Raw genomic sequence first — 24,747 nt, 5'->3', positions numbered from 1 at the left:
GCACGTCCTGGGGCAGGCGGTGGGGCTGCGGTTCGGTGGCCGTGGACGGATCGCACCGTCGTGCCGTCCCGGGCGCATACGCGGTGACCTGTGGCGATACGGTGAGGACGTCCGGGACGGCACAAGACGGATCGGGCAGCGTCCGGTTGGTGGCAGCGCGGTCTTCATGATCGCGTTGCCGTCTTGCCCCTGGCTTCCGTCCCGGCCGCATGCCGTGTGACCTGCTAGATCACGGCAGGGACGGCAGGGACGGTCACCGGGGGAGGCGGGGCTCAGCCCGAGGCTGGGGCGCCGGGCCCGGCGTTCACTGAGTGAACACTCAGCCCGAGGCCGGTGCGGTGGGTTCGGCGTTCACTGAGTGAACGGTGGGGCAGTAGCGCCGCCACGCGTCGAGGAACTTGTTGCGCATGTAGCCCTTGCGCTGGGTTCCGTCGGCGAGCCGGACGTTGCCGGGCTTGATGTCGTACCGACGCAGCATCCTCGCCAGCTCGCGGGAGGTCAGCCCATAGCGGCCCCATTCCGCCCACGGGCTCTCGGCGTTCTGCCGCAGCTGGTGCAGCAGCTCGTCCGTGGAGAGGCTGTCGACCTCGCGCTGGGCGACGAAGACACGGCGGATGTCGGCGAGGATCCGGGCCTCGCCGGGCTGGTCCTCCTCCGCCTCGACCTCCGCGGCCACCATCCCCGCACACGCCTCGCGAGCCCGGCGGGGCCAGGACCCGGCGGCCAGGTCGGCCACGATGACCAAGGGCTCCCAGGTATCGGCGGCCCGATCCTCCACCGGCATACCCGGCTCCAGATCCGCCGCCTCGTCCAGCAGTGGCCTGGACCAGGCGGCGATACGGTCCCGCAGATCATGGAGTCCTGGGATGTCCCGGCGGGAGCGGAAGGGCTTGACGCTCTCGCCCTCCGCCCGGCGCCGCATCCGGATGACCACCGACCGGTCCATGATCGTGTCGGGCAGGTCGCCGATCCCGGCCAGGGCGGCCATGGCGAAGGTGGCGAACCGGTGCGGGGTGTGGTCGTTGCCGACGACCCGGGTGACGTAGCGGTTGCGCTGGTGGCCGGCGTTGAGCAGGCCGCGCATCTCCTCGTTCTTCTCCGCCTGCTTCGGCGTGCCGAAGATGGTGTCCGCCTCGTCCACCAGCAGGGTGGGCGGCTCCTCGGTGATGGACCGGAAGACCGCGGCCGGGGTGGTGTTGATGGTGAGCATCGGCTCGTGGACCGTCTCGGTCAGCACGTCCAGCAGCCGTGACTTGCCGCACCGCTTCGCCGGCCCCACCACCGCCAGGCGCGGGGCGTGCTGCCACGCGGGCTGCAGATGCGTCGCCGCCACCCACAGCGTGACCGCGTCCAGCGCCTGCGGCGAGGGCAGGATCACGAACTGGGCTATCTGGGCACGCAGTTCGTCCAGCAGCTCGGAGCCGTGCGTCGGCTCAGGGTCCGGCACCGCCTGTTCGACAGGCTGATCCGCCAGGTCCAGGGACGAGTCCGGCACCGTGTCGTCGGCCGCTGGCGTCTCTTCGCCCGCGGGGTGCCCCGGCTGGCCGGGCACGGCAACGGCAGGCCACGCGGCTTTACCGGGGTCGGAATAGGGCTCGGGTGTCGTAGGTTGCACAGGGCAGCTCCACTCCTGCGGCAATCGGGCATGGCTGGCCCGGTGCGCGCGGGTCGTTCGTTGGATGCGGGCGGCGGGGTTTCCCGAGCCTCCGGCGTTGCTGCGCCGGAGGCTCGCTGCGTTCCGAGGCGGGACACTCGCCTTGTCCCGAGTCTGGACACTCGTTTTGTCCCGAGTCGGGACGCTCGCGTTGTTCCCCGAGGGAACACGGACAGTACGTCCACGCCCGGCGACAGTCCAGCGTTTCTGTGTCAGCTCAGCGCAGAACCGTTTGCTACGCTGCCCGGCTTTCACGCCGCCAGCCCGAGCAGCTCCAGCAGATCCGCGGTCACGACCCGGTAGGCGTTGCCGAGCCGCAGCACCTTGCACGGGTACTCGCCCCGCTTCGCCAGCTCATACCCCTTACTCCGCCCGAGCCCCAGAGCCCGGTTGCCCGTCTCCAGGTCAACCGATACGGGGAGAGCAAGCAGCTCTTCCCGACTCATCCCCTTCGACTGCCCGGTCGTCGCGTCTTCGCGCATGCAGTGCACCCCTTTCGGTACAGCCCTCGGCGAACGCGCCCATCACGTCCGACTCCAGGCATGCACCAACCATCATGACCAAGCTAATGTGTCCATATGACACAACGCGGTGTGGATGCTGATGAGGACGACTTCCCGGAATGGGCGGATCGGGTCAAGGCCAACGTGGCCGGCGAAGTCCGGCGCAGAAGGAAGGAGATGGGATGGAGCGCACAGGACTTGGCCGACGCGTGCGAGCGGCTCGGGCACCCCATCCCGCGCAACGTGATCGCCAACATGGAGTCCGGACGCCGGGCCAACCTGCCCCTGGTGGACGTCATGGTCCTGGCCGCCGCTCTGGAGACGTACCCGGTCTGCCTGATCTTCCCGGTCGGCTACGTCGAACGGACCCAGGAACTCCCCTTCCAGGACCTCATCCCCACCTGGGACGCCCTGCGGCGCTTCACCGGCGAGCAGGAAATGCCCATGTACGACGCGGGCCTGGTCCCCGACTTCGAACACCACGCCAGCCTCGTGCAAACCGCCCTCGCCGCCCTCGAAGAGGAAGAACAGGCCCGGTTCGCGGCCAGGACCGCCACCAGCCGCGCCCAGCAGGAAGAAGCCGAGCGCAAGCGGACGAAGTACGCCGACCAGGCCATCTCCGCCAAGTACAACCTCCGCCACCTCCGCCGCGAACTCCGCGAGGACGGCGCCACCCCACCCCACCTGCCACCCGCACTGGGCGACGTCGACCCACCCGAACCTGACCCCAAAACCACCACGGAGGAACGCCTTTGAAGGGCTCCACCTACCGCCGCTGCTCCTGCCGCGACCCGAAGACCGGCAAGGAACTCGGCACCTCCTGCCCCAAGCGCAGCAGCAGGAACCACTGCACGTACTCCATACGCCAGGAGCTGCCGCCCCGCGAGGACGGCAGCCGACGATCCTTCGCCCGTGGCGGGTACGCCAGCCTCAAAGCGGCTCAGGCCGACCTCGACCACGTACGCGCACTCCTGGGGCTCGCCGAGCCGGACGACCCCGAGGGTGTCCAGCTGATCGCCGAGATGCTGGCCGAAGTCAGCCGCGACAAGCTGCCCCTCCCCGACGTGGAGGAGACGAGGCGGCGCCTCAACGCCGGCCAGGACCTCGTGGGCAGCCTCACTGTGGGCGAGTGGCTGGACCGGTGGCTCGCGGGCAAGCGCATACGGAAGTCTGGCGGCAGCCGCTACGAGACCGACGTCCGCGTGCACCTCAAACCCCACATCGGCGACCGGCGCCTCGACCGGCTTCGCGTGAGCCACCTCAGCGAGATGTTCACCGCCATCACCGACGCCAACGCCGGGATCCTGGAGCAGAACGCCCAGCGGCGCACGGCGGTCGAGGAGTTGGCGGCCGTGCCGTGGAAGGGCGTGGAGAACCGGGCCCGCCGCACGGCCATGAAGGCGGCGATCGACGCGATGCCACCCTTCCGCCGCGTCACCGGGCCGTCCACACGCCAGCACATCAAGGCCACACTCCGCGCGGCCCTGAACGACGCGATCGGCCAGCAGATCATCACCTTCAACCCAGCGGCCCACGTCGAGATCGACCCCGTCCGCAAGCCGAAGGCCCTGGTGTGGACGGACGAGCGGGTCGCCCGGTGGCAACAGACCGGCGAAAAGCCCTCCCCCGTCATGGTCTGGACGCCGGAACAGACCGGTGCGTTCCTGGACTTCGTGGCCACGGACCGCCTGTACGCCATGTGGCATCTGATCGCCTTCCGCGGCCTGCGTCGCGGTGAGGCATGCGGCCAGCCTTGGTCGGAGACCAACCTCGATCGGCACTCCCTCAGCGTCACCGGCCAACTCATCCAGGACGGATGGGAAGTCGAGGCGTCCGAGCCGAAGACCGACAGCGGGTTCCGCGTCGTGGCCCTGGACGACGACACCGTCGACGTGCTGGAGCGGCATCGCAAGCAGCAAGCGGCGGACCGCGAGGAGTGGGCGTCGGCCTGGGTCGAGACCGGCCTCGTCTTCACCCAGGAAGACGGCTCCTGGCTACACCCCGGCAAGGTCACCGACCTCTTCGAGCGCCTCGTCACCGCCTCCGGGCTGCCTCCGATCCGGCTGCACGACCTCCGCCACGGCGCGGCCACGCTCATGCTCGCCGCCGGCATCGACGTGAAGATCGTGTCGGACACGCTCGGGCACAGCGACACCCGGATCACGCGGGACATCTACCAGAGCGTCCTGCCCCAGGTCGGCAGGAACGCGGCCGAGGCCACCGCCAAGCTGGTCCCGCTTCAGCGGAAGACCGAGGCGGAGGAGGCCGCCCGCAAGGCGGCGAAGGCCGCCAAGAAGGCCAAGGACAAGGCGAAAGCCAAGGCCAGGGCCGAGAAGAAGGGCAAGCGGAAGAAGCCCAAGAAGTAGGGCACCGGACCGCCCCGCTCACGCATCGCTCACGCAAGCCACCCCACGGCTCACCGGCTGTGTGACGCGTCACGCCCCGAGCAGCAGAAAACCCCAGGTCAGCGGCTATCTGTCCTGGGGTTTCTCGGAGCCCCCTGTCGGATTCGAACCGACGACCTACGCATTACAAGTGCGTTGCTCTGGCCAGCTGAGCTAAGGAGGCGGGGCCCCTCGCGGGGGCGCCCGTGCAGTGTACCCACGTCACAGGGTGTGCTCGTCGAAAATTTCCGCGAAGTTCACAGGGGCCCGGGTACTGACAGACCGGGTGAACGGCAGGTACCGTCCTGACCCAGTCCACTGCCGTGGACTACACCACCGTGGAACCGTCCGCGGTGGATCACCACCTTTACTCGGATCGTCCGGCACGTTCCTGCCGGTGAAGGGGGCCTACGACCCATGGCCACAGTTACGTTCGACAAGGCGACCCGGATCTACCCGGGTTCCACCAAGCCCGCCGTCGACGGTCTCGACATCGAGATCGAGGACGGCGAGTTCCTCGTCCTGGTCGGCCCGTCCGGTTGCGGCAAGTCCACCTCGCTCCGCATGCTCGCGGGGCTCGAGGACGTCAACGGCGGAGCCATCCGCATCGGTGACCGCGACGTCACGCACCTGCCGCCGAAGGACCGGGACATCGCCATGGTGTTCCAGAACTACGCGCTCTACCCGCACATGACCGTCGCCGACAACATGGGCTTCGCCCTGAAGATCGCCGGCGTCAACAAGGCGGAGATCCGGCAGAAGGTCGAGGAGGCCGCGAAGATCCTCGACCTCACCGAGTACCTGGACCGCAAGCCGAAGGCCCTCTCCGGCGGTCAGCGCCAGCGTGTCGCCATGGGCCGCGCCATCGTGCGTGAGCCCCAGGTCTTCCTCATGGACGAGCCGCTGTCGAACCTCGACGCCAAGCTCCGCGTCTCGACCCGTACGCAGATCGCGTCCCTGCAGCGCCGTCTCGGCATCACCACCGTCTACGTCACCCACGACCAGGTCGAGGCCATGACGATGGGCGACCGCGTGGCGGTCCTCAAGGACGGTCTGCTCCAGCAGGTCGACACCCCGCGCAACATGTACGACCGCCCGGCCAACCTCTTCGTCGCCGGCTTCATCGGCTCCCCGGCCATGAACCTGGTCGAGGTCCCGATCACCGACGGCGGCGTGAAGTTCGGCAACAGCGTCGTCCCGGTCAACCGCGACGCGCTCAAGGCCGCCTCCGACAAGGGTGACACCACCGTCACCGTCGGTGTCCGCCCCGAGCACTTCGACGTCGTGGAGCACGACGGCTCCGTCGCCTCCGCCCTGTCCAAGGACGCCGCGGACGCCCCGGCCGGCCTCGCCGTCACCGTCAACGTCGTCGAGGAACTCGGCGCCGACGGTTACGTCTACGGCACCGCCGAGGTCGGCGGCGAGACCAAGGACCTCGTGGTCCGCGTCAACGGCCGCCAGGTCCCCGAGAAGGGCGCGACGCTGCACGTCGTACCGCGTCCGGGCGAGAACCACGTGTTCTCGACCTCCACGGGCGAGCGTCTCTCCGACTGATCCGGACACGGCCCGTCCGTGACCGTGCGCGAAACCTCCAGCCCGGGATAAATCACCCAGGTTGACGAAGAAGGCCCCGCAAACATCCGCGGGGCCTTTTTCGTTGCCGCCAACTACCCCGACAAACAGGGTGATTTCGACCGGCGTGCGTCAACCCGCCACCCGGAGGGCGGCGCTTCGACATCCCCCGTATCGGTGACCTAATGTCGCCATATCACTACCCCGCGCTACCCTCACTCGCGTGAAGCACACCCACACCCACACGCAACGGACGCGCCACGGCCGCGGTCCCGCCCGCCGGATCGGCCGCTCCCTGGCCCTGGTCCTGCCCGTCGTCATGGTCCTCTCCGGCACCCTCGCGGTCACCCGGGTCAACTGGACGGGCACCGAGCCCGCGGAGTCGATGCTCGCGGCCTCGGAGGTCTCCCAGCGCGCCAAGACCCGTGCCCCGCACGAGGTGCTGCGCGACAAGCTCCTCGTGGAACTCCAGGAGGAGAACCCGGGCGTCGCCCTCACCCACCTCCAGCAGGCGGTGAACGGCCGCCCGGCACTGGCGAAGCACTGCACCTCCATCGCCCGCGCCCTCGGCCGCGCCGCGGTCCGCGCCTACGGCCCCACCCGGGCCCAGTCCTTCGCCCGCCCGGTCTGCGACACCTCCTTCGCGACGGGGGTGGCCGCCCAGTACAGCTGAGGACGGCGCGGCGCGGCGCCGACGAGCGCGCGACGCACCGCTGAGGGCCCCGCAGCGCCGTGGAGACCACAGAGACGCATCCAGCGGCTCCCCCGGGGCTCTCAGAGGCTCCCAGAGGCTTTCCAAGGCCCCACAAGGATCCCCGGGCGCTCCCGGCACCCGGCATCCCCGTACACCGATCCCAGGGCCGTGCTCCCGCGAACGGGGCGCCACGTACAGTTCGGGCATGACCGATCCGAACGCCGCGTCGCGCCCCGTTCAAGCCGTGGTCCTCGCCGGTGGCCAGGGCTCACGGCTGCGTCCGTACACCGACGACCGGCCCAAGCCCATGGTCGAGATCCCCGGTACGGGCACCCCGATCATCGGCCATCAGCTCACCTGGCTCGCCGAGGAGGGCGTGACCGACGTGGTCGTCTCCTGCGGCCACCTCGCCGACGTCCTGCAGAAGTGGCTGGACTCGGCCGACCTGCCGGTCCGCGTCACCACGGTCGTCGAGACGGAACCCCTGGGCCGGGGCGGCGGCCTCAAGTACGCCGCCTCCCACCTGCCCCACCCCGACCGCCCCTGGTACGCCACCAACGGCGACATCTGGACGCGCTTCTCGCTGCGCGACATGGCGGACTTCCACGCCGAACGCGACGCCCTCGCCACCCTCGCGCTCGCCCGCCCCCGCATCCCGTGGGGCGCCGTGAAGACGGACGGCTTCGGCCGCGTGACGGACTTCATCGAGGCCCCGCCCACGACGTACGAGATCAACGCGGGCGTCTACGTCTTCTCCCCCGAGTTCACCGACCTGCTGCCCGTCCGCGGCGACCACGAGCGCACCACGTTCCCGCGGCTGGCCCGGGAGCGCCGTCTGGCCGGCTTCCCCATCCCCCAGGGCGCCTACTGGCGGGCCATCGACACGGCCAAGGACCTCACGGAGGCGGCCAAGGAACTGGCGGCCCTGAGCCGCTGAACGACGGCCACCGTCCTCTCTTCTCTCCGGCAGTCCTTCTCTCCGGCAGTCCTTCTCTCCGGACAGGTCCTTCTCTCCCGACACGGCAGTGGGCCCCGCGCGAAGATCGCGCGGGGCCCACTCGCACATCGCCGGAAACCGGCGGACCTACCCCAGCAGGCCCCCCACCAGCCCGGGCTGCCCGCCCGAGGAACTACCCCCGCCGGACCCCCCGGTGGACCCGGTGGCTCCCCCGGTCGCGCCGCTGGAGGCCCCTCCGCTGGAGCTGGGCCCGGCGGTGGTGCTCGGCGCCTGCTGGGCCGGCGCGGTCTGCTGCGGCGGCGCCTGCCCCGCCGTGCCCTGCGTCTGGCTCGGCTGCCCCCCGGTGACCGCCCCCGTGGACGGCTGCGCGGCCCCGGGAGTCGTGGCCGCCTCCGACGGCGTCGCCGACGTCGCGCCCGCGGTGGGCGAGTTGGAGGCGGACGGGCTGTTCTCACGGCGTGCGCTCGGCTCACCCGGCAGCGGCGATCCCGGCAGCTCGTTGCGCGGCGCCTCCCCGGGCCCGGGGACGACGATCCGGTCGGCGTCGCGCACCGCCCCGCCGAACAGGGACCCCACGAGGAGCGTCAGCCCGACGACGATCGCGGCGACGAGTGCGCCGCGCCGCAGCACGTAGCGCCGCAGCTCCCAGATGTCGGCGCGCGGCCCGAGCGTGCGCCAGGCGCCGCCCGCGAGCCGCCCGTCGACCGAGTACACCGGCGCACCCGCGATGATCAGCGGGGACCAGGCGGCGAGGTAGATGATGTCCGGCGTCTCGTAGACGGGGACGGTCTTCCAGCTGACGGTGACCAGCAGCGCGGCCGACAGCAGCGCCCCGACACCGGCGGCGACCCGCTGCCAGAGTCCGAACACGGTCAGCACGCCCACGATGACCTGGGCGAAGGCGATGACGAGCCCCGAGCCCACCGGGTGTTCCAGGGCGAACTGCCGCAGCGGCTCGGCGACTTCCCACGGGTGCAGCGTGTTCAGCCACTTCACCATGGAGCCGCGCTTGCCGCCGTCGAAGTAGTGCGGGTCGCAGAGCTTGCCCATGCCCGCGTAGACGGAGATGAAGCCGAGGAAGACGCGCAGCGGCAGCAGCACCACGCCGAGGTTCATCCGGCGGCCGGGGTAATAGGCGTGCCGGACGGGCTCGTTGCCGGTCCGGCGTCCGCCGCGCTCGTCCTCGCCGTCGCCGTAGGAGTCCGCGAACTCCCCGTCGGCGTAGGCGTCCTGGCCGTACTCCGGTTCGTCGTACGCGCTGTCGACGGTCCGCATGGCGGGGAGCAGCCGGGTGCCGTCGGTGTGGTCGCCGTGCGTGCGCTGGCTGCCCACGAGGGGCGTCTCGACGGTCTCGACGGTCAGGTCGGCCGCGTAACGCCCGTCCTCGTCGCCGTAGCGCCCCCCGCCGCCCGCGTAGCCGCCGCGCGGCCCGTCCACGCGGGGGATGACCTGGGTCGAGCCGGTGTCGCCGAGCGGGTCGGGAGCCCCGCGGCCGACGCCCGCGCCGCGTACCGCCTGGAGGAGCCGGTGGGCCCCGGTGTCGTCCGGCGCGGACCTCCCGCTCCAGACGACGGGCGCGCGCCGGCGCCCGGCGGCGGGCGCCCCGGAGCGCCCTGCCGCGCCCACGGCCGGGATACGCGCGGTGTCCGCGCCGGCGCTCAAGTGCCGTGCGATGCGCGGGGACGCCCGCGTGGAGGCGCCCAACTGCACGCGGAAACTCGCGTGGTTGACGATGACCTGCGCCGGATCGCTCGGCACCTTCACCATGCTCAGCGCGGGAGCGTCGTCGAATCCCGATTCGAATCCCGACGAACGGTCCCCCGTGGGTGTGCGGGGTGTTCTGGTGTCCACACTCATCTAACCGAGTGACGTGTCGTTAGGACACTGCTTTGACCGCCCTGATCTGTCCGGACCCCGTCAAGGTGATCCGGCGTTCCCGGAAACCCCAGTTGGGGCCAGGTCACCCACCCGTCACACCGACGGAACTACGCCCGACGACGGGCCGCCTCGTACAGCACGACTCCCGCCGCGACACCGGCGTTCAACGACTCGGCCCCGCCCGGCATGGGGATCCGCACCCGGTGGTCGCACGTCTCGCCCACGAGGCGGGACAGGCCCTTGCCCTCGCTGCCGACGACGATGACGACCGGGCCGCCGAGGGCCTCCAGCTCACCGATCTCGGACTCCCCGTCGGCGGCGAGTCCGACCACCACGACACCGGCCTTCTTGTACGCCTCCAGCGCGCGCGTCAGGTTGGTGCAGCGGGCGACGGGCGTACGGGCGGCCGTACCGGCGGACGTCTTCCACGCGCCGGCGGTCATCCCGGCCGCACGCCGCTCGGGGACGACGACGCCGTGGCCGCCGAACGCGGAGACGGACCGGACGACGGCACCGAGGTTGCGCGGGTCGGTCACCCCGTCGAGGGCGACGATCAGCGGGTCCTCGCCCTCGTCGTACGCGGCGGCCACCAGGTCCTCGGGGTGCGCGTACTCGTACGGCGGGACCTGGAGGACGAGGCCCTGGTGGTTGAGTCCGTTGGTCATGCGGTCCAGCTCGGGCCGCGGCGCCTCCATGAGGTTGATGCCGCCGCGCTCGGCCGCCAGCTGCAGCGCCTCGCGCACCCGCTCGTCGTTGTCGATGAACTGCTGGACGTACAGCGTCGAGGCGGGCACGCCCTCACGCAGCGCCTCGACGACGGGGTTGCGTCCGACGACCATCTCGGACGTGCCCTTGCCGCCGCGGCCGCGCGCCACGGGACGGCGTGCGGCCTGCTTGGCCTTGGCGTTGGCGATGCGGTTGGCCTTGTGCTTCTTGCGCATCTCGGCGGGCGGCGTCGGGCCCTTGCCCTCCAGACCCTTGCGCCGCTGGCCGCCACTGCCGACCTGCGCGCCCTTCTTGCCGGACATGCGGCGGTTGTTAGCGGCCATGACCTACCCGTCTCTGAAGCGTGTGTGCGTACGCGTCGGGCGTACGTCGTCGTGTGTACGTAATGCAGTGTGCCGCCCGGAGGCCCGGGCGGCACAATCGATCAAGGTGACCGGAGCTCTGCTCAGCGCGGGCCGAGTGTCCAGCGCGGGCCGTCGGGGCTGTCCTCGATGGCCAGACCCGACTGGTTGAGCTGGTCGCGGATGGCGTCCGCGGTCGCCCAGTCCTTGCGCCCACGGGCCGCCTCGCGCTGCTGGAGCACGAGCCCGACGAGCGTGTCGACGACCCCGTGGAGGTCCTCGCCGCGGTCGCCCTCGGCACCGGCCCAGTGGGCGTCGAGCGGGTCGAGGCCGAGCACGCCGAGCATGGCCCGCACCTCGGCGAGCCGGGCCACGGCCTCTTCCTTGTCGTCGGCGGCCAGCGCGCTGTTGCCCTGCCGGACCGTGGTGTGCACGACGGCGAGCGCCTGCGGCACTCCGAGGTCGTCGTCCATGGCCTCGGCGAACGCCGGTGGCACCTCGGCCGCGGGCTCCACGACCCCGCCGGCCTTCTCGATGACCCGCTGGACGAACCCCTCGATCCGGGCGAACGCCGACTCCGCCTCGCGCAGGGCGGCCTCGCTGTACTCGATCATCGAGCGGTAGTGCGGGGTGCCCAGGTAGTACCGGAGCACGATGGGCCGCCAGTGCTTGACCATCTCGGAGACGAGGACGCTGTTCCCCAGCGACTTCGACATCTTCTCGCCGCTCATGGTGACCCAGGCGTTGTGCACCCAGTACGCCGCGAAGTCGTCGCCGAAGGCCTTGGCCTGCGCGATCTCGTTCTCGTGGTGCGGGAAGATCAGGTCGAGGCCGCCGCCGTGGATGTCGAACGCGGTGCCCAGGTACTTGTGCGCCATGGCCGAGCACTCCAGGTGCCAGCCCGGCCGCCCCCGGCCCCAGGGCGTCTCCCAGGTCGGCTCCCCCGGCTTCGCCGACTTCCACATGGCGAAGTCACGAGGGTCGCGCTTGCCGGTCTCGCCCTCGCCGGAGGGCTGGAGGAGGTTGTCCAGCTCCTGGTTGGACAGCTGCAGGTACCCGGGGAACGAGCGCACGTCGAAGTACACGTTCCCGTCGGCCTCGTAGGCGTGACCGCGCTCGATCAGCCCGCGCATCATCTCGACCATCTCGGTCACGTGCCCGGTGGCCCGCGGCTCGTAGGTCGGCGGCAGGCAACCGAGCACGCCGTAACCGTCGTTGAACGCGCGCTCGTTCTCGTACCCGATCGACCACCACGGGCGGCCCTGGTCGGCCGCCTTCGCGATGATCTTGTCGTCGATGTCCGTGACGTTCCGGACGAACGTCACGTCGTACCCGCGGTACTCGAACCACCGGCGCATGATGTCGAAGTTGAGCCCCGACCGGATGTGCCCGATGTGCGGAGCCGCCTGCACCGTGGCGCCACACAGGTAGATCGAGACACAACCCGGCGTGAGCGGGGCGAAGTCACGGATCTGCCGGGCGCTGGTGTCGTACAGGCGAATAGTCACGCCCCCAAGCGTAGTGGCCCACCAGCCGTGCCCCGAGCCCTTCACCCCAAGGACGGCAGATTCGTGACGTATGCGCACCCAGCACCGTGCCACAGCACCCCTCGGACGGGCCGAAGGCCCAAAAAGGAGCGCGAAGAACGACGCGAGAAACCCCACCGCACCGGCACATGGAACTCCATGGGTGCACACCCCGCGCCCTTCAGGGGCGCGGGGAACTGCGCGAGAAGCCCCACCGGGCCTGCACATGGAACTCGATGGGTGCGCACCCCCGCACCTTCCAGGGGCGCGGGGAACTGCGCGAGAAGCCCCACCGGACCCGCGGCCGGAGGTCAAAGCGACGCAGCCCCGGCCTTCCAGGGGCGCGGGGAACTGCGCGACCGGCCCCCACCGGGCGGACGTATGGGGGTCGAAGGGGCGCAGCCCCGCTGAGGATGGGACGGGTAGGGGCGGCGGGGGCGAGAAGAGCCCCGGCTCACCCCACCCGCACGACCAGGGCCGTGGCCACCGCCATCAGCCCCTCGCCCCGCCCGGGAAAGCCCAGCCCGTCGGTTGTGGCTCCCGACACCGACACCGGCGCCCCCACCACCTCCGACAACACCTTCTGCGCCTCGTCCCGCCGCTTCCCGATCTTCGGCCGGTCCCCGACCACCTGCACGGCCACGTTCCCGATGACGAACCCCCCGGCCCGTACGATCCGCGCCGCCTCGGCCAGCAGCGTCACCCCGGACGCCCCCGACCACTCCGGCCGGCCCGTCCCGAAGTGCTGCCCGAGATCCCCCATCCCGGCCGCGGAGAACAACGCGTTGCACGCGGCGTGCGCCACGACGTCCGCGTCGGAGTGCCCGGCGAGACCCGGCCCCTGGCCCTCCCACTTCAGCCCGGCGCACCACAGCTCCCGCCCCTCCTCGAAGGCGTGGATGTCGGTACCGATCCCGACCTGCGGCAGCACCACGGAACCCGGCAGCGACCCCGGCGCCGCGACCCCGGCGTTCTCAGAACCCATCGTTCAGCCTCCTGCGCGCCAGAACCGCCTCCGCGAGCACCAGGTCCAGCGGCCGCGTCACCTTGAACGCCTCCTCGTGCCCGGGCACGACCACGACGCCGAGCCCGAGCCGCTCCACCATGCTCGCGTCGTCGGTCACCTCCCCGGTGACCGTCTCGTGCGCCCGCAGCAGCGTCTCCCGGTCGAACCCCTGGGGCGTCTGCACGGCCCGCAGCCGCGCGCGCTCGGGCGTGGCGACGACCGGCTCCGGCGCACCGGGCGCGTCCGCCGGCTCGACCTCCTTGACGGTGTCGGCGAGCGGCAGCGCGGGCACCACGGCGGCCGCCCCGTCCCGTACGGCCTCGATGACCGCGTCGACGGTGTCGACCGGCACGAGCGGACGGGCCGCGTCGTGGACGAGGACCACGTCGTAGCCGGGGGGCAGTGCGTCGAGCCCCAGCTTCACCGACTCCTGGCGCGACTCTCCGCCGGGGACGACGAGGAAGTCGGTCCGCTCGGGCAAGGCGTGCGCGTCGAGCAGCGTCTTGACCTCGGGGGCGCCGTCGGGCGGTGCCACGACGATCACCAGGGAGACCGCGCGGGAGGCCGCCATGGCCCGTACCGCGTGGATCAGCATCGGGGTGCCGTTCAGCGCACGCAGCGCCTTGGGGGCGCCCGGGCCGAGGCGTACGCCCCGGCCCGCCGCCGGGATCACGGCCGCCGTGCGGGGTGCCGTACGGGGTGCCGCCCCGGCTGCGGAAGGCGAAGGGCGCGAATCGTCAGACATCGGTTCCTGTCAGGTTTGTGTGCTCGGCCTACGTGGGTATGGCCACAGCGTGCCGGGCGCGACACCTTGACCGGACCCTTCCGTGACATCTGGTCGAGCCAGCTGCCCGGGCCCGGCACGCCAAGTACGAGCCAGGAGTACGCGTACGACAGGTACGGGCATTCCGAGCTCGCAGGAGCACCGGGGCACGCCAAGTATCGCCGAGTATCGGGGTTCCCCTTGAGGCGTTCGGCATCCGGGTACGAACATGCCGCAGCGCCCGGCGACATCACGTACGTCATCGGGCACCGCGGCATTTCGATGTGCTGCGCTGAACGGCTGAGCGGGCTGGCTGCCTGCCTCAGGAGTCAGTTCAGGACGCGAGAACCTCGTCGAGCAGGGCCTCGGCCTTGTCCTCGTTCGTGTTCTCCGCGAGGGCGAGCTCGCTCACCAGGATCTGGCGGGCCTTGGCGAGCATGCGCTTCTCGCCGGCGGAGAGTCCGCGCTCCCGCTCGCGACGCCACAGGTCACGCACGACTTCCGCGACCTTGATGACATCGCCGGAGGCGAGCTTCTCCAGGTTTGCCTTGTAGCGACGCGACCAGTTCGTGGGCTCCTCGGCATACGGTGCGCGCAGCACCTCGAAGACCCGGTCCAGGCCGTCCTGACCGACCACATCACGTACACCGACGAACTCCGCATTGTCCGCCGGCACACGCACCGTCAGGTCGCCCTGAGCGACCTTGAGCACCAAGTAGGTCTTGTCCACGCCTTTGATCTGGCGAGTTTCGATGGCCTCAATCAGCGCGGCCCCGTGATGGGGATAGACCACGGTGTCGCCAACCTTGAACGTCATGTGACAGGTACCCCTTCCGTGGCTATCCAGGGTAACACGGAAACGGCGTGTTCTGAATGGCGTTTTCGCAGGTCAGGGCGCATCTCGGGGCTTGACAACTGCAACAGGAACGTGCTGCGAGGGCCGAACGGGAGAGGGTATCCGCAGGTCGGAGCGGCTCTCCGGGCGGACGGAAACGCGTACGTTACACGCATCCGGAGGGCCGTACGAGCGCCCGAACGTCCCGCTTTGTCCGCCCCCATGTGTGCGACTTACGCTACTCCGTTCGATGAGCGGAGTCGGGTACGAGACGAATCCGGAATTGATCAAGGAGTTCGATCAACCCGTGCCGTTCCGCCGTTACCGGATCGTGTTCTGAAGCCGTTCCGGTGACGTTTCGGGGGCGGTTCCCGCGCGTGTTCCGCCCGGCGTTCGGCCGGTGTTCCGACGGGCGTTCCGACCGGCCTTCCGGCCGACGTTCTCATCGGCGTTCTCATCGGCGTTCTCATCGGCGTTCTGACCGGCGTTCCCGTGGGCGTTCCGGCCCGTGTTCGCGGAGGCGTCCGGCCGCTGTTCTGACGGTTGATCGATTTTCCGTACCGGCCGGCATTCCCCGGCGGAAATCGGCGGCACGGCCCCGGCGAAGTCCGAGGGGGTTTTGTGAATGCCGGACAGAGGTGCCGACGGGGGCCGCCCATTGCTTCCGGTGACTTGTCGGGGACTTGTCGGGGACTTGTCGGGGACTTGGGGAGGGTCGGGTGCGGCGGCGGAGGGACGGCTCGGTAACCTAAGGCCGCTACAGACCACGTACCGCCCACGTTCTAGGAGTTGCCGCCGCCGTGAGCAGCAGCCTTCGACGCGGCGCCCTCGCCGCCGCCGCCATCGCGTTCTCGATCGCCTCACTCGCCGCGTGCGCCGCCGGCAACAACGCCCAGACCCTGGAGATCAAGCCGGACAACGCGGCCACCAGCGTCGGCGACATCAAGATCCAGAACGCGATCGTGGTCACCCAGCCCGGCACCGAGACCAAGGGTCCCGCCGTGGTCTCCGCGACCGTCTTCAACGGTGCCACGACCGACCAGACCCTGGAATCCGTCACCGTCGAGGGCGCCGGCACCGCCGAGCTGACCGCCGCCAAGGGCGAGGGCAAGGGCGGCAAGATCGTCGTCCCGGCCGGCGGCTCCGTCATCCTGGGCGGCGAGAACAACGCCTCCGCGGTCCTGACGGACCTCACCGAAGCGGTCCAGGACGGCAACGCCCAGAAGGTCACCTTCTCCTTCAGCGAGACCGGCGAGGTCGGCCTGCGCGCCTTCGTGGTCCCCGCCGAGCACTACTTCGAGAAGTGGGGCCCGAGCGACATCCCCGAGGCCCCGCCCGCCAGCGCGTCCCCGTCCGAGAAGACCTCCGGCTCCCCGTCCGCGACCGTCTCCAGCTCCCCGGCCGACGGCGAGTCCGCCGCCGAGGAGGGCACCGCCGCCGGCTCCACGGCCTCCCCGTCCTCCTCGTCCTCCGAGGAGAGCGGCGGCCACTGAGCGCCGCACGCGCCGACGCCGAAGGGCGGCACCCCTCGCAGGGGGTGCCGCCCTTCGGCGTTCGGCCACGACAGCGCGGGCCGGTGCCGGCCACTGCCGGGCGCCGGGCCGCGTCGTCGCCCTACGGCGGCACCCGGCCCGGCGGGGCGTCGGCCTACGGCTCGAACTTGTACCCGAGGCCCCGCACCGTCACCAGGTACCGCGGCGCGCCCGGGTCCGGTTCGATCTTGGCTCTGAGGCGCTTGACGTGGACGTCGAGGGTCTTGGTGTCACCGACGTAGTCGGCGCCCCAGACCCGGTCGATGAGCTGCATACGGGTCAGGACACGGCCCGCGTTGCGCAGCAGCATTTCGAGCAGGTCGAACTCCTTGAGGGGGAGGTCGACCTTGGAGCCCGAGACAGTGACCACGTGACGGTCGACGTCCATCCGGACGGGACCGGCCTCCAGCGCGGCCGGGGTGACCTCCTCGGGCTCGCCGCGGCGGCGCAGTACGGCCCGGATACGGGCGACGAGCTCGCGGGAGGAGAAGGGCTTGGTGACATAGTCATCGGCTCCTATTTCCAGGCCCACGACCTTGTCGATCTCGCTGTCCTTGGCGGTCACCATGATCACCGGGACATTGGAACGGCCGCGCAGCTGACGGCAGACCTCGGTGCCCGGCAACCCGGGCAGCATCAGGTCGAGCAGGACGAGGTCGGCTCCGTTGCGCTCGAACTCGTCGAGGCCGTCGGGCCCGGTGGTCGCGATGGCGACCTCGAAGCCCTCTTTGCGGAGCATGTAGGACAGGGCGTCGGAAAAGGACTCCTCGTCCTCGACGACGAGCACTCGGGTCACGGAAGGACCTCCGGGGCGGGATGCGATGCGTACGGTCCGTACGGGGATGGGGCGGTGTCGGGCTGTCCGTCCTCGTCGTCGAGGTCCGGGTGCCGGTCCGCACGGACACGGGACGCGCCCGCCTCCGGCAGCCTGAGGGTGAACGTGGAGCCCTGTCCCTCCGAGCTCCACACCGTGACCTCCCCGCCGTGCGAGGCGGCCACGTGCTTGACGATCGCGAGACCGAGACCCGTGCCGCCGGTCTGGCGGGAGCGGGCCGGGTCCACGCGGTAGAAGCGCTCGAAGATGCGCTCCTTGTCCTTGTCCGAGATGCCGATGCCCTGGTCGGTCACGGCGATCTCGACATGGTCCCCGCCGGGCCCGGACACCTGACGTGCGGCTATGCCGACGCGGGTGCGGGCCGGGGAGTAGTTGACGGCGTTCTCGACGAGGTTGCCGAGGGCGGCGGCGAGCTGCCCGCGGTTGCCCCACACGCGCAGCTCGGCGGTGCCGCCGGCGGCCATCGTGATCTGCTTGGTGCCCGCCTGGTGGCGGCAGCGGTCGACGGCCTCGGCGACCAGCTCGTCCACCCGGACGGGTTCGGCGTCCTCCAGCGGGTCGTCGTTCTGCACCCGGGAGAGGTCGATGAGTTCCTGGACCAGGTTGGTGAGCCGGGTGGCCTCGATCTGCATGCGCCCGGCGAACCGCTCCACCGCCTCGGGGTCGTCCGACGCGCCCATGACGGCCTCGCTCAGCAGCGACAGCGCGCCCACCGGCGTCTTCAGCTCATGGCTGACGTTGGCGACGAAGTCCCGCCGCACGGCCTCGATCCGGCGGGCCTCGGTGAGGTCCTCGACCAGGAGCAGCACGAGCCGGGAGCCGAGGGGCGCGACGCGCGCGGAGACGGCGAGCGCCTCCCCGCGTCCCGTGCCGCGCCGCGGCAGGTCCAGCTCGACCTGTCGTATCTCGCCGTCCCGGCGGGTGTCGCGCGCCATCTTGAGCATCGGCTCGATGGAGAGCTTGCCGCCCCGCACGAGCCCGAGGGCGTACGCGGCGGAGCTGGCCTTGACGACGGCGTCGGCCTCGTCGAGCACGACGGCGGAGGAGCGGAGCACGGAGAGCACGGTGTCCACGCCGGGCGGAAGCACCGGGTCCGTGTGCAGGGAGGTCCTGGTGGGACGCTTCTGCTCGCGTTCGCTGACGCGGAACGCCAGCATGGCGATGACGCCGGTGAGCACTCCGGCGATCGCTGCCGCTGCGGCGACCGCCGCGTTCACGTCCATGCATCCAGGTTAGGCACGAGGTCGGACATCCCCACAGCGATCGGAGGGCGACCTCGAACACTCGTCGCCCAGAGTTCACCTTGGAGCCAGTATTGGTTCATTTGGGATGGCCGAAACGGACGCGTACGGGCCTGAACGTGGGAGCGTGGGGTTCGTCCGGGCCCCCGGTCACCGTTTCGCCGTCGCCGTTCATATGGGTCGTTCGGCCTCCCTGGCCTGGCGCAACGGTCTCCGGAACGGCTTTTCTGGTTACCCACGAGCTGACGTACGTAAGAGAGGGACACCCTGATGCGGGACGCGTACCACGAGGAACTTGACTCGATCGGTGAGGGCCTGGTCGAGATGGCCCGACTGGTCGGTTCGGCGATCGGTCGCGCCACGACGGCGATGCTCGACGCCGACCTGAAGCTGGCCGAGAGCGTGATCGAGGCGGACAAGAAGGTCGACGACCTCCAGCACGACCTGGAGGCCCGCGCGATAGCCCTGCTGGCCAGGCAGCAGCCGGTGGCGACGGATCTGCGGATCGTCGTGACGTCGCTGCGTATGTCGGCGGACCTGGAGCGCTCCGGCGACCTCGCCCAGCACGTGGCCAAGCTGACCCGGCTCCGCTTCCCCGAGAACACGGTCCCGCGTGACCTGCACGCGACGATCCTGGAGATGGGCCAGCTCGCCCAGCGCCTGATGGCGAAGGCCGCCGAGGTCATCATCACCAAGGACGTCGACCTCGCGCTCCAGCTGGAGAGCGACGACGACGCGATGGACCTCCTGCACCGCACCCTCTTCCAGCACCTCATGGACGACCGCTGGAAGCACGGCATCGAGACCGCCGTCGACGTCACCCTCCTCGGCCGCTACTACGAGCGCTTCGCCGACCACGCCGTGTCCGTCGCCAAGCGCGTGGTGTACCTGGTCACGGGTGAGCACGCGGACGAGCTGCAGGCGGACATCCAGCCGGTCACGGGGGTCGAGGGGGCGTAGTCCCCCCTCGCGAGAGGGGAGCGCGGGGCTCCTGTTGCGGAGCCCCCGGCGCCCGCCCGCCCGGTAGGGCGTGCGGGCGCCTCCGTGCGCCGTTGATGCGCCCGGCCGCGAGGCCCTGCAATGGGACCACCAATGGGCACGGGCAGGACGCGGGCGAGGCTCGGACCATCGATGCCCTGCCGCGGGCCCGGCCGGCCGACCGCCAGCGGCCGCCCTGCCGCCCCAGCTGCCTCAGCTACCTCCGAGGAGGGACCATGGCCGACTCCCCATCACCCGCCAGCCCCAGCACTCCGGACCCGACACAGGTACGCGACACCCATCAGCCCGCGGACATCAGGATTCTGCCGCTCGTCGGCGCCTGTGGCTGCGGCTCCGGATGCGGCTGCGGCTGCCAGTCCGGCAACCCGTGCCAGTGCGGCTGACCGGCACGGGCCGCTGTCGCCCGTAGGCGGGAGGAGGGGCCGCGGCCGCCTCCGGCGACGGCCCCTCCTCCCGCCTCGGGCCCCGGCGCGGCCGGCGAGGGGTCGCACCCTCGGGCGTACGGGCGCAGCATGAAGGGAGGACGGAAGCAGAGGCCGACCAGGAAGAGGGAGGTGCGGCCATGAGCAAGTTCATGGACGTCCACCACAACATGAAGGGCATCACGGCGGACCAGCTGCGCGAGGCGCACAACGCCGACCTGGCCATAGAGAAGGACGAGCAGGTCCACTTCGAACGCGCCTGGGCCGACCCCGAGTCCGGCACGGTGTACTGCCTCTCCGAGGCCCCCTCCGCCGAGGCCGTGCAGCGCATCCACGAACGCGCCGGCCACATGGCGGACGAGATCCACCCGGTGCCGCTGGCGGTCTGAGCGCGCGGGGTCCCGGCCTGGCGCCGGTACGCCTCCGCACGCCCTGTCCGGCGGACCTCGCGGGATGGAACCATCCACTTGCCGACACCGATCGCGGTGCGAACCAAGGGGGATGCGATGGCTGTGGTGATGTCCATGCTCTGGGCGGACGTGACTCCGGAGCAGTACGACGCGGTGCGGGACGCGGTGGACTGGGAGGAGGTCCCGGCGTCCGGCGGCCACCTGCACGTGGCCTGGTTCGACGACCGGGGCCTCCATGTCACCGACGTCTGGGAATCCCAGGAGGCGTTCGAGTCGTTCTTCGCCGAACGCCTTGCCCCCGCGATCCAGAAAGCGGGCCTCACGGGCACCCCGGAAACCACCCTGAGCCCCCTGCACCGCCGCTTCGTCGCACCGGACGTCACGGGCGCCGCGTGACATCCGCCGCCGGGGGCCCGGGACCTTGCCCCGACGGCGGACGCCGATGAAGCTGGGCCGATGCCCGGACAGCGCAGAAGGAAACGAGGACAACAGAACGAGGCCCGGCGGACCTCGGCGCGTTTCGCCCCGGACGCGGGCCGGTCGGAGGCGGGCCGGTCGGACGTGGTCCGGTCGGAGGCGGGTCAGTCGGAGGCGGGCCGGTCGGACATGGTCCGGTCGGAGGCGGGCCGGTCGGACGTGGTCCGGTCGGAGGCGGGCCGGTGGGAGGTGCTGTTCGAAACGCAGGACGAATCGGAATGGCACACGCATCTCCGCCGCCTCCGCGCGTCGGACGCCCAGATCGACTGGACGGCGGCACGGCTGGACAGACTCTGCGGCCGCGACACCCACCCGACCACGTTCCGCCTGAGCGTCTTCGTGCGGGGGCGCGGGCCGAGCTGAGGTTGACGGGGCCCGAGCAGGTCCCAGCCGTACGAATACGCCCCCGCCCTGCGCCATATACGCAGGTCGGGGGCGTGATCATGGAGAACTACTTCGTCTTGCCCTGGGTCTTGCCGGGGATCTTGGTGAGCTGGGTTTTTGCTGGTCAGAGACGGTGGGCTCGCGGGCCTGGTGGTCGTCGTTGGTCGTCATCGGCCACTGTTGAGGGACCTCGGACGGCCCAGGGACGGCCCGGCTTTGCCCGGTGCGGGGCCTCGTTCGGCTGACGGCCGGCACCTTCGTCGCGGCCCGTCTCGGCCTCAGTCAACGAAAGCCCGCCACGACGGCGCGTCAGCCATCCGAGTAGTTAGTGGCTGCGCGTGGGACGACACCTGGCGAATGGTCTGGGCACCCGACACCGAACCGGGCGCCGTCCCGCTCACCACCATGCGACACCCAGCCGCATCGGCAACCGCCGCCGACATCCCCAACCCCGACGCGGGCAGCCCCGCCACCTGCGCACCTCCGCCACCTGGGCAGCCCCGCCACCTGGGCAGCCCGACGCGGCTGGGCACGCGCAGAAAGGGCCCTGGCCTCCATCGCTTTGGAAGCCGGCGCCCTTTTTGCGGTTCCAGCGGAAACGCGCGACACCGGGGCCAACACCGAAGCGGCAACGCGGCGTTGTCGATCCACCCCGCCATCCAGGAGCGAGCCACCTCCCGCCGTATCCAGCGCAAATTCTGGGCAGGGAAGGGTCCGGAAACGCTAGTCTCGCCCCCCGTGCCCACCGCAGTCCTGGAGATCTCATGGCAGGCGAGCTCCCGCGGCTCAAGCGTGAAAGCGCCGAGTCCAAGCCCGAAGTGGCTCCCGAAGAGATCCCGTCCACCGACACGGACCGCAGCGAGGACACCCTGGACCCGGATCTGTCGTCTTGGTGGTGGTACGACTCCGACTTCCGCCCCAAGGGCCGGAACTGGCCCCTCATCTGGGCGTACATCATCGAAGGCGGCGGGTCCACCAAGACCACCAGCGCCACGTCCATGGCCGTCATTGCCGCCCTGGACGGCTACCCAGGCGTTGTCTTCGACCTCGACAGCAACATGTCGGCGACCAGCGTCCTCGGCTACGACGAGACCGCCCTCAAGGGCAAGAAGACCGCGATCGACCTGCTCTACGGCAGGGCCACCCTGGACGAGGTCGCGCTGCCCGCCCGCTACCGCGTCGGCGACGGCGACGACCCCGAAGAGGACTTCGAGCCCATCGAGAACCTGCGCGTCGTGCCCGGCAGCCCCGCCATGGCCGACGCGGACCTCGCCATCGCAGAGGACGCGGACCGCAACGACTGGTTCGCCGAGATCCTGCACTCCTACAAGGGCGACGAAGCGGTCTTCTACCTGGACTTCCCGGCGAGCTACGGCATGATGTCCTCCTCCGTGCTGCGCATGCTGGACGAAGAGGACTCCGTCATTCCGTCGATCAAGGCCGACCCCAAGGCCGTCAAGCTGGTCAAGCGGCTCACGGACGAACTGGAGCGAGTCCGCGACAAGGAGCGCGGCAGCCGGTCCGTCCCCGGCCGGCCGACACTCAAGCGCTTGATCCTCACCGGCACGCAGCCGCTGACCTGGCCCGAGCAGGTGGCAGCCCGCCGCGGCACGGCCGCGGCAGAGGCGATGTACAGCTCCGTGCTGCTGCCCTACATCCGGTACTCGGCAGACGCCGAGAAGATCTACGAGGACGCAGTTCCCCTGCCGATCCTCCTGCCCGACTCGGTGGCCTCCGTGGACTACCGGGAAGTGACGAAGTGCATGTGGATTGTCCCGTATCTCAACGAGTGTGGATGCGACTACTGCGAGGATCCGTGACCGCCTCGACTGCCTCTGCAGTGACGAGGACTTCACCGCCCGGTACCCGCGTGACGGCCGCCCTGGAGCCTGTGATTCCAAGACATCCACCCGGTGACATGGCGGTCACTCGGTGCCGTCCGGGACTGTTTGTTCAGAAATTCAGGCGTCGATGGAGTCGCAGCTTCGGCTGCACGCCTTCCCCTGCCTGGGCTCGCGTCCGCTCGGCTCCTTCCAGCCTGCTCACATCCATGACTGGGTGGGGAAGCTGCAAGAGAACGGCGTCCGGGGCTCGTACGCCCGGACGATCTACTCCAACGTGCGTGCCGCGCTGAGTGCGGCCGTGGACGACGGTCATCTCCCCCGGAATCCGTGTGCTGCTCGCTCAGTCCGGCCGCCGACGGTGGACGTCAAGCGCGTCGCTCCCTGGACGCCGGAACGGGTCTTCGCCGTGCGGGCCGCCATGCCTGAGCGGTACCAAGCCATGGTCGACCTGGGTGGCGGCTGCGGGCTCCACCAGGGCGAGATCCTTGGCGTCGCTGTCGACGCGATCGACTTCGAGTCGGACACGCTTCACGTGGTCCAGCAACTGAAGTCTGGCGGACTTCGCTCAACGAGGAGGTGTGGAAGCGGGCGCTGGCCTCGGCCGGGGTGATCCCCAAGCGTAAGCCGGGCGAGTCCTACGTCGAGTCCCGCGAGAACGGCATGCACGCGCTCCGCCACTTCTACGCCTCGGTGCTCCTGGACGCCGGAGAGAACATCAAGGCCCTCGCCGAGTACCTGGGGCACTCCGACCCCGGCCCGAGCCGTCCCGCACCTGACGGCCCACAGACGGCCCAGCCCCACCAAGAAGCCCCCTACCGGCGGACAACCCGCAGGTAGGGGGCTTGTTCGGCGCTGCTTACTTCTTCTTGCCCTGGTTCTTGACCGCCTCGATCGCCGCCGCCGCGGCGTCCGGGTCGAGGTAGGTGCCGCCGGGGTTGAGGGGCTTGAAGTCGGCGTCCAGTTCGTAGGAGAGCGGGATGCCCGTGGGGATGTTGAGGCCCGCGATGTCGGCGTCCGAGACTCCGTCGAGGTGCTTGACCAGGGCGCGCAGGGAGTTGCCGTGGGCGGCGACGAGGACCGTGCGGCCCGCGAGGAGGTCGGGGACGATGCCGTCGTACCAGTACGGGAGCATGCGGACCACGACGTCCTTCAGGCACTCCGTGCGGGGGCGGAGCTCCGGCGGGATGGTCGCGTAGCGCGCGTCCGAGGCCTGGGAGAACTCCGAGTCGTCCGCGAGCGGCGGCGGCGGGGTGTCGTACGAGCGGCGCCACAGCATGAACTGCTCCTCGCCGAACTCGGCGAGCGTCTGCGCCTTGTCCTTGCCCTGGAGGGCACCGTAGTGGCGCTCGTTCAGGCGCCACGACCGGTGCACCGGAATCCAGTGGCGGTCGGCGGACTCCAGGGCCAGCTGCGCGGTGCGGATGGCGCGCCTCTGGAGGGAGGTGTGGAGCACGTCCGGGAGCAGGCCGGCGTCCTTCAGCAGCTCACCGCCGCGCGTCGCCTCCTTCTCTCCCTTCGGCGTGAGGTTGACGTCCACCCAGCCGGTGAACAGGTTCTTCTCGTTCCACTCGCTCTCGCCGTGGCGGAGGAGGATCAGCTTGTACGGTGCGTCGGCCATGGCTCCGAGCGTAATCCACGGCCGGGAATCACCACCCACCTGGCCGACAGGCGGACAGACCATCGAGGGGCGGGGTAATTCGGTGGCCCTGCCCCGAGCGCGTTCGTAAGGTGTGTCCGCTGTCTTGGCCGCTTACGTCCGTGGG

General features: G+C 70.5%; 22 protein-coding genes, 1 tRNA gene and 1 pseudogene. 12 read left to right on the top strand and 12 right to left on the bottom strand.

The genetic code is table 11. The annotated features are described in order from the left end of the window. Positions 1-319: 319 nt before the first annotated feature. Together PYR72_RS26830 and PYR72_RS26825 are read right to left on the bottom strand one after the other, a co-directional pair. Positions 320-1,615, bottom strand: coding sequence for a DUF3631 domain-containing protein (locus PYR72_RS26830; protein ID WP_275457678.1), 1,296 nt, complete (start codon positions 1,613-1,615; stop codon positions 320-322). Between the two features lie 290 nt (positions 1,616-1,905). After that, positions 1,906-2,136: a hypothetical protein gene (locus PYR72_RS26825; RefSeq protein WP_275457677.1), complete on the bottom strand. Its 231-nt coding sequence runs from the start codon at positions 2,134-2,136 to the stop codon at positions 1,906-1,908. Between the two features lie 111 nt (positions 2,137-2,247). Between PYR72_RS26825 and PYR72_RS26820 the strand changes: the two genes are divergently transcribed. Then, positions 2,248-2,913 (top strand): helix-turn-helix transcriptional regulator, encoded by a 666-nt coding sequence (locus PYR72_RS26820; RefSeq protein ID WP_275457676.1) that lies wholly within the window; start codon positions 2,248-2,250, stop codon positions 2,911-2,913. Beyond that, positions 2,910-4,523 carry a site-specific integrase gene (locus PYR72_RS26815; protein WP_275457675.1) on the top strand — a complete coding sequence of 538 codons (1,614 nt, stop codon included), beginning with the start codon at positions 2,910-2,912 and terminating at the stop codon, positions 4,521-4,523. Before PYR72_RS26820 ends, PYR72_RS26815 begins: the two co-directional genes overlap by 4 nt. A 128-nt stretch (positions 4,524-4,651) precedes the next feature. On the opposite strand, the gene PYR72_RS26810 is transcribed toward PYR72_RS26815, so the two are convergent. Then, positions 4,652-4,725: transfer RNA gene (locus PYR72_RS26810), tRNA-Thr, on the bottom strand. 233 nt (positions 4,726-4,958) lie between these two features. Here PYR72_RS26810 and ugpC point away from each other — a divergent pair. From ugpC to PYR72_RS26795, 3 genes are all read left to right on the top strand, one after another. Then, on the top strand, positions 4,959-6,095 hold the full coding sequence (ugpC, locus tag PYR72_RS26805) for a sn-glycerol-3-phosphate ABC transporter ATP-binding protein UgpC (RefSeq protein WP_275457674.1): 1,137 nt from the start codon (positions 4,959-4,961) through the stop codon (positions 6,093-6,095). A 241-nt stretch (positions 6,096-6,336) separates the two neighbouring features. Next, positions 6,337-6,786 carry a hypothetical protein gene (locus PYR72_RS26800; RefSeq protein WP_013002643.1) on the top strand — a complete coding sequence of 150 codons (450 nt, stop codon included), beginning with the start codon at positions 6,337-6,339 and terminating at the stop codon, positions 6,784-6,786. 226 nt (positions 6,787-7,012) lie between these two features. Continuing rightward, entirely contained in the window at positions 7,013-7,744 is a 732-nt protein-coding gene (locus PYR72_RS26795) for a nucleotidyltransferase family protein (RefSeq protein ID WP_037688459.1), read from the top strand. A gap of 147 nt (positions 7,745-7,891) precedes the next feature. On the opposite strand, the gene PYR72_RS26790 is transcribed toward PYR72_RS26795, so the two are convergent. The 6 genes from PYR72_RS26790 to PYR72_RS26765 all read right to left on the bottom strand — a co-directional run bounded on the left by PYR72_RS26790 (position 7,892) and on the right by PYR72_RS26765 (position 14,822). Continuing rightward, positions 7,892-9,622, bottom strand: coding sequence for a DoxX family membrane protein (locus PYR72_RS26790; RefSeq protein WP_275457673.1), 1,731 nt, complete (start codon positions 9,620-9,622; stop codon positions 7,892-7,894). Between the two features lie 128 nt (positions 9,623-9,750). Continuing rightward, positions 9,751-10,692, bottom strand: a complete 942-nt coding sequence (rlmB, locus tag PYR72_RS26785; protein ID WP_275457672.1) for a 23S rRNA (guanosine(2251)-2'-O)-methyltransferase RlmB — start codon at positions 10,690-10,692, stop codon at positions 9,751-9,753. A gap of 122 nt (positions 10,693-10,814) precedes the next feature. Further along, positions 10,815-12,218, bottom strand: a complete 1,404-nt coding sequence (gene cysS / locus PYR72_RS26780) for a cysteine--tRNA ligase (RefSeq protein ID WP_275457671.1) — start codon at positions 12,216-12,218, stop codon at positions 10,815-10,817. A 472-nt stretch (positions 12,219-12,690) separates the two neighbouring features. Beyond that, the gene (gene ispF / locus PYR72_RS26775) at positions 12,691-13,221 is read right to left on the bottom strand and encodes a 2-C-methyl-D-erythritol 2,4-cyclodiphosphate synthase (protein WP_275457670.1); all 531 of its coding nucleotides are present in this window, start codon (positions 13,219-13,221) and stop codon (positions 12,691-12,693) included. Continuing rightward, entirely contained in the window at positions 13,211-13,987 is a 777-nt protein-coding gene (gene ispD, locus PYR72_RS26770) for a 2-C-methyl-D-erythritol 4-phosphate cytidylyltransferase (RefSeq protein WP_275457669.1), read from the bottom strand. Before ispD ends, ispF begins: the two co-directional genes overlap by 11 nt. 352 nt (positions 13,988-14,339) lie before the next feature. Then, complete coding sequence (locus PYR72_RS26765) at positions 14,340-14,822, bottom strand: CarD family transcriptional regulator (protein ID WP_003953493.1); 483 nt, start codon at positions 14,820-14,822, stop codon at positions 14,340-14,342. Positions 14,823-15,640: 818 nt separating this feature from the next. On the opposite strand from PYR72_RS26765, the gene PYR72_RS26760 reads away from it, so the two are divergent. Further along, positions 15,641-16,333 carry a copper chaperone PCu(A)C gene (locus PYR72_RS26760; protein ID WP_275457668.1) on the top strand — a complete coding sequence of 231 codons (693 nt, stop codon included), beginning with the start codon at positions 15,641-15,643 and terminating at the stop codon, positions 16,331-16,333. Between the two features lie 154 nt (positions 16,334-16,487). Here PYR72_RS26760 and PYR72_RS26755 read toward each other — a convergent pair whose 3' ends face one another. Both PYR72_RS26755 and PYR72_RS26750 read right to left on the bottom strand, forming a co-directional pair. After that, positions 16,488-17,168, bottom strand: coding sequence for a response regulator transcription factor (locus PYR72_RS26755; protein WP_009340348.1), 681 nt, complete (start codon positions 17,166-17,168; stop codon positions 16,488-16,490). Further along, entirely contained in the window at positions 17,165-18,430 is a 1,266-nt protein-coding gene (locus tag PYR72_RS26750) for an ATP-binding protein (RefSeq protein WP_275457667.1), read from the bottom strand. Before PYR72_RS26750 ends, PYR72_RS26755 begins: the two co-directional genes overlap by 4 nt. A gap of 288 nt (positions 18,431-18,718) precedes the next feature. On the opposite strand from PYR72_RS26750, the gene phoU reads away from it, so the two are divergent. The 6 genes and pseudogenes from phoU to PYR72_RS26720 all read left to right on the top strand — a co-directional run. Further along, positions 18,719-19,408 (top strand): phosphate signaling complex protein PhoU, encoded by a 690-nt coding sequence (gene phoU, locus PYR72_RS26745; protein WP_005476809.1) that lies wholly within the window; start codon positions 18,719-18,721, stop codon positions 19,406-19,408. A 601-nt stretch (positions 19,409-20,009) separates the two neighbouring features. Beyond that, positions 20,010-20,258, top strand: a complete 249-nt coding sequence (locus PYR72_RS26740) for an SCO4226 family nickel-binding protein (protein ID WP_013002634.1) — start codon at positions 20,010-20,012, stop codon at positions 20,256-20,258. A gap of 117 nt (positions 20,259-20,375) precedes the next feature. After that, positions 20,376-20,675, top strand: a complete 300-nt coding sequence (locus PYR72_RS26735; protein ID WP_343245538.1) for a hypothetical protein — start codon at positions 20,376-20,378, stop codon at positions 20,673-20,675. A gap of 60 nt (positions 20,676-20,735) precedes the next feature. Further along, positions 20,736-21,119: a hypothetical protein gene (locus PYR72_RS26730; RefSeq protein ID WP_275457666.1), complete on the top strand. Its 384-nt coding sequence runs from the start codon at positions 20,736-20,738 to the stop codon at positions 21,117-21,119. A gap of 785 nt (positions 21,120-21,904) precedes the next feature. Then, positions 21,905-22,960, top strand: coding sequence for a ParA family protein (locus tag PYR72_RS26725; protein WP_275457665.1), 1,056 nt, complete (start codon positions 21,905-21,907; stop codon positions 22,958-22,960). A gap of 142 nt (positions 22,961-23,102) precedes the next feature. Further along, a pseudogene (locus PYR72_RS26720) lies at positions 23,103-23,740 on the top strand (site-specific integrase); the annotation flags it as partial. Positions 23,741-23,840: 100 nt separating this feature from the next. On the opposite strand, the gene PYR72_RS26715 reads toward PYR72_RS26720, so the two are convergent. Further along, positions 23,841-24,602, bottom strand: a complete 762-nt coding sequence (locus PYR72_RS26715; protein WP_059080320.1) for a phosphoglyceromutase — start codon at positions 24,600-24,602, stop codon at positions 23,841-23,843. Between the last annotated feature and the right edge of the window lie 145 nt (positions 24,603-24,747).

It is taken from the genome of Streptomyces sp. VNUA24 (genome assembly GCF_029167005.1).
Taxonomy (GTDB): Bacteria; Actinomycetota; Actinomycetes; order Streptomycetales; family Streptomycetaceae; genus Streptomyces; species Streptomyces scabiei.
The sequence above is the reverse complement of the archived record's forward strand: the minus strand, read 5'-3'. Positions and strand labels throughout refer to the sequence as shown.